The following is a 14,676-nucleotide window of genomic DNA, read 5'->3' on the forward strand; positions in this document are numbered from 1 at the left end:
ACATGGTGACTCCTTCGTCGACACGGATCGGGTGGATCGGGAGCGGCGTCATGGGAGCTGCCATGTGCGGACATGTCCTACGCGCAGGGTATCGTACGACCGTCCACAGCCGCACTCGAGGCAAGGCCGAACCGCTTCTTGCCAAAGGAGCAATTTGGGCCGACAGCACGATGGCGATCGCCGGCTCAAATGACGTGATCGTGACGATGGTCGGATTCCCCGCTGACGTGCGCGAGGTCTATTTCGGAGAAAAGGGGCTGTTGCACGCTGCCAATCCTTCGACCATCTTCATCGATATGACGACGACCAGCCCCGCGTTGAGCAAGGACATTCATGATCGGGCCGCATCGATGCGCTGCTTCGCCGTCGACGCGCCGGTCTCCGGCGGCGATGTAGGAGCCAGGCAAGCCACGCTATCCGTCATGGTTGGCGGCGATGCCGAACCGGTTCAGGCCGTCATGCCGTTACTCAAACTGTTCGGCAGCACCATCGTGCATCAGGGACCATCCGGGGCAGGCCAGCACGCCAAACTGTGCAATCAGATCGTGATTGCCGGAACCATGGTTGGCGTGTGCGAAGGTCTGTTGTATGGCCGGCAAGCAGGGCTGGATCTCGATCGCCTGTTGAGCTCGATCGGTGACGGAGCCGCCTCCTGTTGGACCCTCAGTCATCTGGCTCCACGAATCCGACGCCGGGATTTTGCACCTGGATTTTATGTGGAACACTTCGTCAAGGACATGGGTATCATTCTGGAAGAATCGAGGCGAATAGGGCTCACGCTTCCCGGATTGACGCTGGTACACGGACTCTATGAGACCGTTGTCTCACTGGGGCACGGTCGCAACGGCACCCATGCTCTCATGCTCGCATTGGAACAGATGTCCGGCTCGAAAGGATCGAGCGCCGCCAGGACACTGACAGGAGACCATCCATGATCTTACGAAGAGACATCCTTCTCATGCTGACAGTGCTCCTCACCGGCTGTGCGGCCAGTCAAGGTTTCGACCGGCAGACCATGCGGGAGCTGTTTCATCACGACCCCGACGTCGTGACCGAACGCGACATCCACAATACACTGGAGTTGAAACCCCAGACCTCGATGCCGTATCGGCTGGGCCTGTATTTCGTCCGGAAGAACGTTCCGATGAAACAATCCGTCAAAAAAGCCGATTGGCACAGCGTCGACAAGGAAACGCTCCTGCGCAAGCTTCTTCCATTGCGCGATGAGGGAGTGCTGACGGATGTCGTCATGCTCGCAGAAACGACTCTGCAGGGTACCGGCCTGCGCGACATCCGCCTCGCCGGAGCGCGTTACGGCGCGGACGCGGTGTTGGTCGTGGATGGCGCTGCCGCTGTCGACCGATACAACAATGGCTACGCTGCGCTCTACGCGACACTGGTAGGCGCGTATTTCGCCCCTGGGACTGAGAGCTCGGCCCTGTTCATGATTGAAGGCAGCTTGTGGGATGTCCGTTCGGAATTTCTCTATGCGACGCAACTGGTCGAAGGGCAATCGACCTCTGTCGGGCCGGCCGCCATGATTGAGGACCGGGACGTCGTGGCGCAGGCCAAGGCGGAAGCGCTGGAAGAATTCGGCAGACGGATGGAAAACAAGCTGCGTCTCATGAAGGACGATCAGGATCAAGCCAGACGCACGTCACGGTGAATCGAAGGACCATAGCAGTCCAGCCAACAGCAACTGCCGGGACGGCTTCAGCCCGATCACTCCCGGACTCGTTCCGTGATGAGTGAAGACTCCGCGAGGGGGTGTCAGCCGGACCGGCACCGCTATTTGAAGGGCTCCCCGAGGACGCACCACATCCGTCTCGTGCCGGACTTCTGGTCCGTCACCGCCTCGCCGCTGAAGAAACTGACCTGCCAGGCAACGATATCGTCCGTGGGATGAGGCGTTGAAGTCCAAAAGATTTCTGACTTGATGTTTGTGAAGGGATGTCCAGCCGGCAGAGCCGGGTCGTGCTGTGAGACATCAATCAAGCTCTTTAATTCCTCCACGGAGGGGCCACGCCACCCTTTTTTGCCGCCGATTTCCTTCGTGGTGCAGCGCTCATTGGAGCGACCCCAGACGTCATGCTCACGGTCCGGTTCCTGTTCCCAGACCAACCCCGTCTGACCGTCCTTGACCGCCCCACCGCCGGGGACGGCGGAAAAACGTTCCGCACCCTCTGCCGGAAATCCCATACCGACCCCTAGCAGCATAACCATTCCGGCCTCGATGATGTTGAAATATCTACATCCGGACGGCCAATTCTTCATCGCGCCTCCGATCCATCTGGCACCGCAGTCAAATGCGGCCTCCAGTCTGCCGAAGGTCGCTTGTCTTTTCAATAGTCCCTCGGGCATGCTAGGTGCGGTTTGAGCCTCACCCGACAGTCGGCCATACTGTGCACGTAACCATGACCGGGAGACTTCCATGCTTGAAGAGGAACGACGAAGACGGATAGACGTGCTGGCCATCGGTTTGTTCGGCCTTGCAGTGGGAGCTTTGACTCTCGGAGTTGCGCAGATAGGCGGAATTCCTGAGTCCAACAAAGTGGGAACGCTTGTCATTGCATTGATCTTTGGCGGGGTCGTTCAAATCCTCGCCGGTATCACCGATATCCGGTACCACGAGCAGCTGGGTGGAACGGCGCTCACGATGTACGGATTTTTTTGGCTGGCCGTCTGCACCGCGAAGCTGGTCAGTGAAGGCACCTCGTTTCATCTCGACATGGTGCTCTATGCGCCCATCGATGTGGTCTATGCGGCGTTTTCTGCCGTCATGGTCTATCTGACCGCCTACCGGAACGCGACATTGTGTATCCTGCATCTCGTCATCACCATCTCATTTTCCGTCACGACGCTGGCGAGGCTAGGACTCATGAGCGAGACGCTTCCAGGCATTCTCCATATCGTGGTCGGGCTCATGGCCTTCTATCATGCGGTCGCGAGCCTCACGCTCGCCTTCACGGGAGAACAGCTCGTTCCGCTGGGCCCTGCACTTCTCCGCCAGATAAAGTCGTCGACCAAACGACCCCTCAGTCACGAAACGCGTCCATCGGGGGACGGCACGGTCATAGCCTGATACCGACGATAGTGGCGAACCAGTAGAACTGCGCCCCAGAGGAGGGACAGCCCCATCAAGACGATACCCGTATAATGGATCGCTTGTGCCAGACGATGGTCGTGTTGGAGCCATCCCAGCATAGTGAGAATGTTGTTCCAATCATGCCCGTCGGTCTCCTTGCCGGTCACGCCCCCCAACAGAACGAGCTCAAGCGACCGCGCGTCATTCACATAGGGGGCAATATCCAGGCAGTTTTCCGCCACCCACCATAGCGCGACCGATGCGCCGAACGGATCACGGGTGCGAATGAGAAGTGTGCCTGCGCAGATCAGAGGCATGAGGACCTGCCCCAGACTCCCGCCCGCGAACATCAATAGTTGACCGAAGGGCATGAACAGCAGGTGTCCCGCCTCGTGAAATGGCAGGTTCACGTGGTGCAGGAATGATTCGCCCGCATCGTTGCCTTCGATCGAGCCGATGCTCAAAACCAAACCCCACCATGTGAGCAGGACACATAGCCCGGCCCGGCCGACCAACCTCATCAGATCCGTCGCGTCATCGATGTCTAGGAGCCAATACCTCCCGAAATCGATCCAAGGTTTCGCCGCTGGATCGGGAAGGGAGGACGAAGAGCGCGCAGGCAAGGTGGTCGCTTTGAATTTTGAAAAGATGATGCCGCACCGTCGGCATTCCGTCTCCCCCTGGCGCCGCTGAAAACGGCACTTTGGGCAGACAACACCATCGAGCGCTTCCGTGATCATCGGCTCAGTGTAGAAAGGAGTCTGGCTTCCTTCAAGAAATTGGCGGGAATCTGCCGGCCCTAATGAAAGGAAAAGGGCACGGGAGCGAAGGTGAGGATAAAGACTGCAAGGGCGATCCAGCCGACGATTGTTCTGCCGCGCCCGAGAGGCGTCGAAGGGTCGATGACCGGGGGATGCCCGATGCCCCAGATCCCAGCCATGAAAGCCCACACAAACCATCCGGCCCAACCGGCCATCCCAAGCACGATTAAGACAGGAAGGATCGCCAGCGCCATCGTGCGTTGGCGGCTGCCCCAGAGAGCATACGCCACATGGCCACCATCGAGCTGTCCAATGGGAATCAGATTCAGCGATGTCACGAACAAACCAAACCAGGCAGCAAAACCGATGGGGTGCAACACCACATCCGCCTGCGGAGGCAAGGGACCAATGACCATCCATGACATTATTTGCAGCAGCAGCGGCTCGCCCAACTGCAGTCCATACGTCGAGGTGCGGTCAACAACGGTGGAAAGATTCAGGCCAATCAGCAATGCAACCATGGCAACGACAAATCCGGCCAGCGGCCCGGCTACTCCGATGTCGAACAAGGCCCGCCGATGCATGATCGGGCCGCGCATGCGGATGATTGCGCCGAACGTACCGATAAAATGCGGAGGCCCGGGAATAAAGAGCGGCAACGAGGCCGGCACACGATGAATCCTCGACAGGACATAATGGCCAAGTTCGTGAGTCACGAGGATGAACAGCAACGTGCCGGCGAATGGCATTCCGTTCCAGAGTGTTTCGGGATATTGCAGGAGAAAATTGACAGGTCCGCGAACCGTTCCGCTATAGGCTTGGTATGCACCGGCCCACAGCGTAGTGAAAACGGTTAGAACAAAGAGAACAGCCGGAAGCATCCATCGGGAAAATGAACCGGCGTCAGTCTCTTCATCCGCAACAGTTTCTTCAGAGACCGGCGCAGCGTCGCTCACCCGGTCGGTCGACGCATCGACCGGCCATTCCCGATATTTATATCGATCGGATTGCTCCATACCGTTCCGGCAGATTCATCATGCGAACGGATTGTGCTCCAACTCCTCTTGCACCGTCGTTGCAGGACCGTGGCCTGGTAGTAATCGATAGCCCACCGGAAGTGTGAGGACCCGCTTTCGGACGGATTCAAGGTGAACCTCATAGAGCGTAGCCGGATTCGAGCGTCCGATCGAACCGGCAAACAACGTATCTCCCACGAAACAGAGGGGATCCTGTTGATCCGATATCACGTAGCAGATACCTCCCGGCGTGTGCCCGGGCGTCGCCATGCATCGGATGGTCTTGCGTCCGACCTGGACCACCCGGCCATCAGGAGGTGAGGACATCAGGCGAGCCGCTGGTTTCCAACTGAGAAGATCATGATCGTCCGAACCCAGGAGGACAGGAGCCTCCTGATAATCCAAAATTCGATCGATGCCCTCGGCATGATCAGCATGACCATGCGTGAGACAGATTCCCACCAGGCGCAGACCGCGTGCCTTCAACGTCTCGATCATCGCCGGTGCATTATAGGCTGTGTCAATGATAAGAGCCTCCCCGTTATCGTGCACGATGTACCCCTGCACGCCGTACCCTCCGATCGACCCATACACCGTCTCAATCCATGCAGGGGGCTTCGGGACAGCCGGCTCCCAGTGGTCGAAGACGATTCGACTAAGAGCGTTTCCTCCAAGCCCCAGCCCACCGGCGACCAAGCCAAGTTGCACATGATCAGCGGGCCGGCCGCCTTTCTCAATGGCCTGCAGGTCGGCGTTCGACACACCGGTCCGACGGCTCAGGTCGGACACAGACATGGCCAAACCCGCCCGTGCTTTTTTGATGATATCCGACAGTTCGTCTTCGAGCGGCATCGTCTACCGGTTGTGCGAGCGCAGCATACTGCAACAGTCAACTGAGTATAGACGAACCCTGGATAGGCTCATACCGGTTTGCCTTGACCTTGTCTGTCAAATGTCCTCACCCTTCCGGAGTCAACGGAATCTCTTTCACCTCCCCGAATCCCGATAGCATCTTGGGCAAGGCCAGCCCCGGTCCGACCGCGAGGATGATGAGACGGTCCGGATGGAAATGCTTCTGTGCCGCGGCCAGAATCTCCTCCTTCGTGAGTGCTATGACACGGGCACGCACCTGCTGCAGAAAATCCTTCGGCAGACCGTCATATTCCAACTCGATGAAGCGGTTCACCACCGATGAGGCGCTCGGAAACGAGAACACAAACGAATTGACATAGGATTCTTTGGCTTCCGCCAGTTCCTCATCGGTGACGAGTTCAGTCCGCATCCGCTGCATGTTGGCCACGAAACGGCTGATCACCTCCTGGGTCGATAGCAGCTTCGTTTCAGCCCGCATGAGCCAGACGCCTTGATCATGCATTCCGCTGTTCAACCGGCTCCCGACCGAATAGGCGAGACCCCGTTGAGTGCGCACATCGTTGAAAAGCCGGCTCCGGAATGAACTGCCTCCGAGAATATCGTTGGCAATGGCCAGCGCCACGTAATCGGGATCGTTCTCTTTGATGGACAGATGCCCGATGCGCAGATGCGTTTGCGACGTTTCCTTGTTCACAAAGCGGACGACCGTATTCGGACCGGGAGCCACATCGGGAATTTTCAACTCTGGCGCCTGCCCCTTTTTCCAATTGCCAAACAGGTCGTGAAGCAGCTGGAGCATCGCTTGCTTGTTGAAGTCCCCCGTGACCCCCAGAATGATGCCGTTCGGAAATATCGTCTTATCGTGGAATTCTCTTGCGTCGTCGCGCGTGAGCCCTCGGACTGACTCGACCGTGCTCTCGCGTGCAGTGGGATGGTCTGCTCCGTAGAGCTGCTTGACGAACTCGCGACCAACGATGGACCCGGGGCTATCCTGCCGGCGTCTGATACTCTCGATCGCCTGTAATTTCGCCACTTCCAGCCGGGCCGGCTCAAAGGATGGCGCTCGAAGCAGACCGGCAAAAATCTGAAGCCCTCGTTTGACATCCTTGCTGAGTACATCGAGCGATGCGGATCCCGAGAGGCGTCCGATAGAGATGCTGACATCCGCGGCAAATTGCTCCAGTTCCGCATCGACCTGCTCCGCCGACAGGCCTCCACCGCCGCCCGTCCGCATGGCCGATCCGGCCAGGGCGGCCAATCCGATTTTGTCGGGAGGATCAAGCCAGCCGCCGGTTCTCATGGTGGCCGTCACACTCACGAGCGGCAACTCGTGGTCTTCGAGCAGATAGACGATCATTCCGTTATCCATCACGACGCGATCCGGATCCGGAGGCGTAAACTCCACTGGTTTGAAGGTCATCGCTCTCGGGTCTTTGAGGGTATTCGGTTCTGCATAACCTGTGACGGCAGAGGCAGCGAGGAGGAGACTCGTGCACACGGTGACGAGACCAACAGATCCTCGACTCATCGGTGACCTTTCCGCATGCAACTTGTTCATCGCGCCACCTCGCTTTGCGGCCCGGTGGCCGCTTGCTTCATCGGAGCCTTTTTGACCAATGTGGCGACCGTACGGTTTGATTTCGTGAAATACTGCGTAGCGACCCGCTGGATATCCGCCGGCGTCACCGCGGCAACCTTGTCGCGGGATCGCAGGATGTAGCGCCAATCTCCGGCAACGGTTTGATACAGCGCAAGTTGTGACGCCAGCCCGCTGTTCGAGCGAAGCGCTCGCACCATGTCGGCATCGAGATTGTTAATGATCTTTTCCAGTTCCTTGGCGGTCACGGGTTCGGTCTTGAGCCGTTCCAACTCGGCCAGGATCGCCTCCTCCACTGAGGCGGTGGTGTGTGGGGCCAGCGGCGCTGCACTCAGGACAAACAAGTTCGGCGCCCGTACGCCAGGATAATTGGAGTCGGAATTGATCGACGCCGCCAGCCGGGAATCACGAACGAGCTTCGTGTAGAGTCTGGATGTGAGCCCGTCGGTGAGGATCTCGTCAATCACGTCGAAGACATAGTCGTCGGGATGCCCCAGTCCGGGCTTGTGAAAGCCGATGGCAAGGATCGGTTCGGCATCGAACTCCACATCGATCCGCCGCTCTCCCCGCTGCGGCGGCTCGACTGTCACGATTTCCGGAGGCGGCGGCGCCGCGGGAATCTTTCCGAAGGTGTCCTCGATCAGCGCCACGACGGCCCTGGGATCGATGTCCCCCACGATGGAGATCGTCGCCCGTCCAGGGCCATAGTAGGTCTTGAAGAAGGCTTCCGTTTCGGCCGGTGTCAGTGAGAGGATATCCGACTCCCAGCCGATCGTCGGGATGCCATACGGGTGAGCGCGAAATGCCGAGGACGTAAACGTTTCGAAGAGCAGCCCGCTCGGACTGTCGTCGTTGCGGAGCCGTCGTTCTTCCATCACGACGCCCCGCTCCTTATAGAATTCCCGCAATACAGGATTAGCCATCCGGTCGGCTTCGATCGCTGCCCAGAGAGGCAACCGGTTGGAGGGGAGATTAATCATGTATCGAGTTAAATCCTTGCCCGTCGCCGCGTTCAATCCGATTCCACCATGGCGCTGATACAGGAGGGCCATTTCGTTACCGACCACATAGCGTCCAGCCTCTTCCTGCAACACCTTGAATCTCTGCTGCAACGCTTCGACGGCCGCCGGTTCGGAGGTTCCGGCATCGGACTTCTGATCATGGCTCCGCCTCGACAATTCTCGTTGCCGTCGTTCTAACTCGGTGCCCACGTGATACAGTTCGTCGAGAATGGGTTTCTCTTTCGCAAAGTCTTTGGTGCCGACCGTCCTGGTTCCTTTGAACGCCATGTGTTCATAGAGGTGCGCGAGACCCGTCTGTCCCACCTGTTCATTCACGCCGCCCACTCCGAACGTCATGTTGATCGACACGATTGGGGTCTGATGGCGCTCGACCATCAGAATGGTCAACCCATTCGCCAACTTATGCTCGATCACGCGATCCGCCAATCCCGAACCGGCCAAACTCTCCGTCGCCATGAGAAGCATGCTCACCCAGCAGAACATGCGAGCCGCTGATACGTACACGGTGGTTCTGTTCATTCGAATATCTCCATCAGTTCTTCCGGCCGTTCAATAAACCAATCGGGCTGGCAGGCGGCCATCTTCTGACGGTTCCCCATGCCGTACCCGACGGCGCACACTCGGATGCCGGCGTTGTGGCCGCCATTGATGTCGTTCGTGCTGTCGCCTACCAGCACCGCGTTCTCTTTCGGAATGTGCATCTGTTCCATGATGTGAAGGAGCATGCCGGGATCAGGTTTCAAACCAAATCCATTGTCACCACCGACCACATATTGAAAATGGTGCGAGCCGAGGCCCTGCAGAATTACATTGGTGTATTCAATCGATTTATTGGTCGCCACCGCCTTGGTCGTGCGCGAAAAATGGCAGAGGACCTTTTCCACGCCGGGATAAAAGACCGTCCGATCAAGACAATGCTCCAGGTAATACCCGCGAAACACACGAAGCGCTTCCTCAAAACTGACGCGATTGTCCCCTCCGACCGCCAGCCGGAGCAGCTTCTTGACCCCATCGCCGACAAACCCGAAGATTTCCTCTGTGGGCCGCTCAGGAAGTCCCAAATATGCGAGCGTGAGATTGACCGATAGGGCAATATCCCATTTTGATTCGATCAAGGTCCCGTCCAAATCGAAGATCAGCAGATTGACCGGGGTTTTCCCCATCTATTTTACCTTTCGCAATTCGTCCTGCAGCGCCGCGAGACGTTCCCGCTTGATAGGATCGGTCTCTTGCATCCAGGCTTCCCGTATGAAATTCAGCATGCGTTTTTGCCCGACATGCGGGGGCAGGACCGGCTCAATGATTCTCCACCTATTCTTCATGCCTTTCACCCGCACGCGCACGTCCTCGCGGCCCGGCTCAGGAACGAATCCGGCAGTCTCCAGATAGACTGAGCCGATCACCTGAAAAGTGACAGGGACCACGACTTCCAGCAAGTTGACGACTTCCCACTCACGGTAATGTTCGGCCACTGTGAAGCCGCGCACGATCACAATGCGACCCCAGGCCGGCTCTTCTTTCCAGTCCGTGTAGGGTGCAAGCGTTTCGAAAGACAAAGAATCCAGCCTGGCGCCCCGCTGATCGAGCATCAGGTATTTCTTCACCATCTCGGCCGGAGAATGCGTGACAGATCCCGTTTCTGCCATTCCCATTTCGCATGAGGCGATCGAGACGATGAGGGAAAGGAGAGTCAATTTCCAACTGGATAGACGGTGGTTCATGCAGGAATGCGAAGGCCAGGAAGTTGGTTCCAAGAAAATGAATCTCATCATTCTAACAAACGGGTCCGAACCCCGCAAAGATATCCCTGATCGCGAAGCGCAGCCGCTACGGATATAACCATAGGTGCGTTGATCTTCCTCAAGGCGCATGTTACGGTCTTGTGCTGACATCTCGAAGATCGACCCGCCGACGGACCGCCTCACCATGCGAGTTCGGTTGACATGTCCGCTTCTCTGCCTCTGCTGTTTCATCCTGGGCGTCTCTGTCGCTGGTGGAATCGATGCATGGGCCGCTCATCTTCCGGAGATCGATCATGCCTTTGGCCATACCGGTGAGGCCGATACCCGTGATCAGTCCGGAGGGGCGAGTATCCGGCGAGATTCTACGCCGCCTCAAAAGGCCTATGACCTGTTGGCGAGATTGCGTGAACGCGGCGGAGAGACGCTGCCCGGCTACATTGGTGGCAGGACATTCAAGAATCGGGAACGGCGTCTGCCGGCAGGACGGTACCGGGAATACGACGTCAATCCGAAGCGGCGCGGCAGACCCAGGGACGCGGAAAGGATCGTAATCGAGCAAGACACCGGCAAAGCGTATTATACCGGAGACCACTACCGGACGTTCCTGGCCCTGAACTGACCCATGACGGTACGACCATCTCTCGCCGCACATATTCAATCGGTCAACGCCCCTTGGGTATCCTTACTGGTTTGTAAGCCGGACCAGAAGCCGGAGGGCATGGCCAGACCTCCCGACGGTTTTGTCACCAAAGTCCTAAAAGGGAAGAACTGTCGCAAGACGGCAGGGCTATTCGCTGAATTCTCTCGTGGCCTGCACTTCCCCGAGTACTTCGGTTCGAATTGGGATGCACTCGAGGAGTGTCTTGCCGATCTCGAATGGCTTCCGGCCAGAGGTTATGTCCTGATACTGACGGATGCGGAGGAGATTCTACGGGAGAATGAAGAAGAATATGCTACATTTCTCGAGATTCTGAACGATGCCGGTGAGGCATGGGGGTCGGGGCAAGCCCGTGGAAGGCCCGTTCCATTTCACGCGTTGTTTGCCATCGCGGAACGACACCGGCGGGCCAGATCGAATTGGGGTATCGACGAGATGGACATCGGGAAACCCGTTAAGCCCGTAAAGAAGAGTATCAGGTCACGCTCCGGCCACCGTTAAACAACAACAGTTACCTGGGTGAAGTCGTATGTCCGCGGAACCGGCGTTCTGACAGGTTATGATCGGACTGAACCGCAGAAGGCCAATGCCGCAGGGTGTAGTTATTCGCGAAATGTTTCAGGACGTTGAGGAAGTAAGAGCTCATAAAGAAGCGGATTTTGGAAGCGTTGCCTCTGCAGTCACTTTGCAAACCCGACCCAGCGCGAAAGTGTTTGTGACAGACTATCCTCGATGCCCATCTGTTCATCCGGCAGACGATGCCGTGAATCCCGCCAACGAGCCTGGACCTGCTCATGGTGTACAAGACATATCCCGTGAGTTTCTCTCGCATCATCAAAAGGAGCCTTCTCCCCAACAAACTCTTCTTTGCCCTCCTGACGGCACCACGAGCAGACGATTTTCATTTGTATCCTTACGGTGACAACGTACGATCGCGTGAATTAGGTCTCGCAAGATTCAGACCGCATGCTGTACACATGGGAACCGGAGGATTTACCTAGATATCGAATTGGTAATGCGTGATATCGCCACACAGTTGTATCGAATTGGCCGCAGTGCCGCATCCTCGCCACAATTTTTGGTACACCTGGTCATGTTTGAATGTGGGGATTCGCCTCAGACGGCTTTCTTGACCACTTTGCGCCTACCGTGCTACGGTGCGCCCCCGTCCTTATGAACACCTCGCGGTCCCGCAAGCTTTTTGAAGAAGCCCAACGACTCATTCCTGGTGGCGTCAATAGCCCAGTTCGAGCATTTCGATCAGTCGGAGGACAGCCTCGCTTCATCGCACACGCCAAAGGATCAAAACTTTACGATGTGGATGGAAATACCTACATCGACTATGTCCTATCGTGGGGACCGATGATTCTTGGACATGCCAATGCCTCTATCGTCAGTGCCATCAGAAAATCAGCCACCCGTGGAACCAGCTACGGAGCGCCGACTCAACTGGAAGTCACCCTTGCGAAGATGATCCGGCAGGCGTTTCCGTCCATGGAGAAAATTCGCCTGGTCAGCTCCGGCACGGAAGCGGTGATGAGCGCCATCCGTGTTGCCCGCGGTTTTACAAAACGAGATGGCGTGTTGAAATTCGAAGGCTGCTACCACGGTCACAGCGATTACCTCTTAGCAAAAGCGGGATCAGGGTTGGCCACGCTCGGGATCCCCGATTCGCTCGGGGTACCGGCGGATTTTGCGAAACACACTCTGACAGCGCCCTATAATGATATCCAAAGCGTCGAGCAGATCATCAGACAGCATGGGAAACAGTTGGCATGCATTATCCTCGAGCCGGTGGCAGGAAATATGGGTGTCGTGCCTCCAGCTGAAGGCTTTTTGCAGAACCTCCGGCGTCTCGCCACGGAGAACGATATTCTGCTCATCTTCGATGAAGTCATATCGGGTTTCCGCGTTCATTACGGAGGAGCGCAACGTCTCTACGGCGTACCGCCCGATTTAACCGTGTTGGGGAAGATTATCGGAGGAGGTTTACCGGTCGGAGCCTACGGCGGGCGTCAGGACATCATGGACCTCATCGCGCCATCCGGCCCTGTTTACCAGGCAGGGACCTTGTCCGGCAATCCTCTTGCTGTCACTGCGGGTATCGCCACGCTCACCCGTCTGAAGCAACCGGGGGTGTATAGGAAACTTGAGGTAGCCGCAAGAGTTCTGGCAAAAGGTCTCGGTGATGCGGCTAAGAAGGCGGGGATTCCTCTCGTTCAGACACGCGTCGGATCGATGATGACGGCCTTCTTCACCTCAGGGCCTGTGACCGATTGGAATTCGGTGAAACAATCCGATACAAAACGTTACGGACAGTTTTTTCATAAGATGCTCGAGCAAAACGTATATCTGGCTCCTTCCCAATTCGAGGCGGCGTTTCTCTCGACGGCACATACGGCGTCGGACATCGAGAAAACCATCCGGGCCGCTCACACCGCGTTCAAGAGTCTGTAATTATCTCCTCACGCCTAACGGACTCGATCATGCCGGCTTCCTGTAAAGGATACAGGAAGGAATAAATAGATACACTAGCACGACCTATGGCAGGGAAAACGCTCTAGGCATCCTCAGACCGGAAGAATGCGATAGTGACGTCAGACGCATAGAGCAGGCTCAACAAGGGTAACTGGCGAGTCATTCACTACTCATCGTCCTCGTCGTCAGTATCAAGGGCCTCTTGCCGCTTCTGTTCTTCCATCGCGTTATGAAGCAGCATCCGTATAAACATTGAATACAGCGAACCTTTTTCCAGCGTTCCGCCTGGAGGAATGGCAATTTTACCTTCCTTGATCATCTTGTCCATCCAGACCTTCTGATCTGGGGCAATCAAGATGGGAATTTCAACAAGTCCTACCCGCCCAAACATTTCCATGGTGATTTCCTCCGATAATATGCCTTTATATGCTATTCCAGCACGTCGTTTTCTTCCTTGTCAACTTCACCACAATGGCATGGCATGTTCTCTGCTTTGTTTGCAGTCATGCAGCAGAGTTGTCCTTCAATAGTTCGAGCCATTATTTTGCTGACCGCCATTCATCTATCATCATGGCAGGTCGCCTTCGCACAGGCCTCGACGGCTCCTCCGTCCGACCTGGTAACGACACCTCTCTCTTCCTTACAAACCGACGGCCTCTCTTCGTGTGATCTGTGCAGAAGACCTGAAGGAAAACGGGGTAGTGATCTGAGGGCCAAGCGGCCACACCGGGAATCCCGCTTACCGCGCAATAAAAAGCCGGATGGCCTTTCTCATTCCCGAAACGGAGGGCTGAAGTCGCTGCCCCGTCATCCGATCTCTGATTCGGCTGAGGGGATGCCGTCCTCCTCTACCCTGCCGAAGGACTAGCTAGCAGGATGTTGAAAAAGTCGCTCATGTCACCCGCCCGCCCGGACGTGCCAAGACACGTCTTCACCAGGCTTTGTTCTCGCGGGACACTGCCGCCTCACTATCTCGGCGGTGTTCACAGGCGTGCCGTGCCTTATTCGGCACGGCGTGAACCTCAGAGGCTCAGCGTACGGCACGGGTACGAGCGGCTTGGGCCGCTCGGGGCGGCGGGTGAGACCCGGGAAGACGACTGTTCCCACAGTCGGTGGGCGGGCGGGTGAGACCTGGGAAAACGACTGTCCCCGCAGTCGGTGGGCGGGCGGGTGAGACCTGGGAAAACGACTGTCCCCGCAGTCGGTGGGCGGGCGGGTGAGAAAGGATACGCTTCGCCTCAAGACACTGGGCGCTCACCGACTCGCGCCCGTCCGCAAACGTGACGCTCATTATTCTTCGCGCCGCGGACCTCGCTGCGGCCTTGCCCGCGGAGCGGCGCGTTGCGGGATGACGATTGCAAAGCAATCGGTGGGTGGGAGGGTGGAAATGGAATCGTCGGGGCGGGTGGGTGAAAAAAGACGTCTTTTTGAACATCCTGTGAGT

Annotated in this window: 15 protein-coding genes; 6 read left to right on the top strand and 9 right to left on the bottom strand. The window is 57.2% G+C overall.

Annotated features, from left to right (window positions below; all coding sequences use genetic code 11):
- Positions 1 to 2 precede the first annotated feature (2 nt).
- Together W02_RS11040 and W02_RS11045 are read left to right on the top strand one after the other, a co-directional pair.
- A complete protein-coding gene (locus tag W02_RS11040; RefSeq protein WP_173047625.1) occupies positions 3 to 935 on the top strand; it encodes an NAD(P)-dependent oxidoreductase in 933 nt (310 codons plus the stop codon).
- Positions 932 to 1,666, top strand: a complete 735-nt coding sequence (locus W02_RS11045; protein ID WP_173047627.1) for a hypothetical protein — start codon at positions 932 to 934, stop codon at positions 1,664 to 1,666. The genes W02_RS11040 and W02_RS11045 overlap by 4 nt, the downstream gene beginning before the upstream one ends.
- A gap of 122 nt (positions 1,667 to 1,788) precedes the next feature.
- Here W02_RS11045 and W02_RS11050 read toward each other — a convergent pair whose 3' ends face one another.
- Positions 1,789 to 2,274, bottom strand: a complete 486-nt coding sequence (locus W02_RS11050) for a DUF1566 domain-containing protein (protein ID WP_173047630.1) — start codon at positions 2,272 to 2,274, stop codon at positions 1,789 to 1,791.
- 157 nt (positions 2,275 to 2,431) lie between these two features.
- On the opposite strand from W02_RS11050, the gene W02_RS11055 reads away from it, so the two are divergent.
- Positions 2,432 to 3,082, top strand: a complete 651-nt coding sequence (locus W02_RS11055; protein ID WP_173047632.1) for an acetate uptake transporter — start codon at positions 2,432 to 2,434, stop codon at positions 3,080 to 3,082.
- Here the strand turns inward: W02_RS11055 and W02_RS11060 are convergent.
- The 7 genes from W02_RS11060 to W02_RS11090 form a co-directional block, all read right to left on the bottom strand.
- Positions 3,040 to 3,825 carry a zinc ribbon domain-containing protein gene (locus W02_RS11060; RefSeq protein WP_173047634.1) on the bottom strand — a complete coding sequence of 262 codons (786 nt, stop codon included), beginning with the start codon at positions 3,823 to 3,825 and terminating at the stop codon, positions 3,040 to 3,042. The two genes, W02_RS11055 and W02_RS11060, sit on opposite strands and share 43 nt — an antisense overlap.
- 59 nt (positions 3,826 to 3,884) lie before the next feature.
- Positions 3,885 to 4,862, bottom strand: coding sequence for a site-2 protease family protein (locus W02_RS11065; protein ID WP_232068520.1), 978 nt, complete (start codon positions 4,860 to 4,862; stop codon positions 3,885 to 3,887).
- An 18-nt stretch (positions 4,863 to 4,880) separates the two neighbouring features.
- The gene (locus W02_RS11070; protein WP_173047636.1) at positions 4,881 to 5,714 is read right to left on the bottom strand and encodes an MBL fold metallo-hydrolase; all 834 of its coding nucleotides are present in this window, start codon (positions 5,712 to 5,714) and stop codon (positions 4,881 to 4,883) included.
- Positions 5,715 to 5,820: 106 nt separating this feature from the next.
- On the bottom strand, positions 5,821 to 7,263 hold the full coding sequence (locus W02_RS11075; RefSeq protein ID WP_173047638.1) for a pitrilysin family protein: 1,443 nt from the start codon (positions 7,261 to 7,263) through the stop codon (positions 5,821 to 5,823).
- Between the two features lie 26 nt (positions 7,264 to 7,289).
- Positions 7,290 to 8,873: a pitrilysin family protein gene (locus W02_RS11080; protein ID WP_232068521.1), complete on the bottom strand. Its 1,584-nt coding sequence runs from the start codon at positions 8,871 to 8,873 to the stop codon at positions 7,290 to 7,292.
- Entirely contained in the window at positions 8,870 to 9,517 is a 648-nt protein-coding gene (locus W02_RS11085; RefSeq protein WP_173047640.1) for an HAD family hydrolase, read from the bottom strand. Before W02_RS11085 ends, W02_RS11080 begins: the two co-directional genes overlap by 4 nt.
- Entirely contained in the window at positions 9,518 to 10,075 is a 558-nt protein-coding gene (locus tag W02_RS11090; RefSeq protein WP_173047642.1) for a hypothetical protein, read from the bottom strand.
- A 205-nt stretch (positions 10,076 to 10,280) separates the two neighbouring features.
- On the opposite strand from W02_RS11090, the gene W02_RS11095 reads away from it, so the two are divergent.
- From W02_RS11095 to hemL, 3 genes are all read left to right on the top strand, one after another.
- The gene (locus W02_RS11095; protein WP_173047644.1) at positions 10,281 to 10,715 is read left to right on the top strand and encodes a ribonuclease domain-containing protein; all 435 of its coding nucleotides are present in this window, start codon (positions 10,281 to 10,283) and stop codon (positions 10,713 to 10,715) included.
- A 3-nt stretch (positions 10,716 to 10,718) separates the two neighbouring features.
- Positions 10,719 to 11,255: a barstar family protein gene (locus W02_RS11100; RefSeq protein WP_197741994.1), complete on the top strand. Its 537-nt coding sequence runs from the start codon at positions 10,719 to 10,721 to the stop codon at positions 11,253 to 11,255.
- A gap of 672 nt (positions 11,256 to 11,927) precedes the next feature.
- Entirely contained in the window at positions 11,928 to 13,211 is a 1,284-nt protein-coding gene (gene hemL / locus W02_RS11105) for a glutamate-1-semialdehyde 2,1-aminomutase (protein ID WP_173047646.1), read from the top strand.
- A gap of 187 nt (positions 13,212 to 13,398) precedes the next feature.
- Here the strand turns inward: hemL and W02_RS11110 are convergent, their stop codons facing one another.
- Positions 13,399 to 13,629 carry a hypothetical protein gene (locus W02_RS11110; protein ID WP_173047648.1) on the bottom strand — a complete coding sequence of 77 codons (231 nt, stop codon included), beginning with the start codon at positions 13,627 to 13,629 and terminating at the stop codon, positions 13,399 to 13,401.
- Between the last annotated feature and the right edge of the window lie 1,047 nt (positions 13,630 to 14,676).

It is taken from the genome of Nitrospira sp. KM1 (assembly GCF_011405515.1).
Taxonomy (GTDB): Bacteria; Nitrospirota; Nitrospiria; order Nitrospirales; family Nitrospiraceae; genus Nitrospira_C.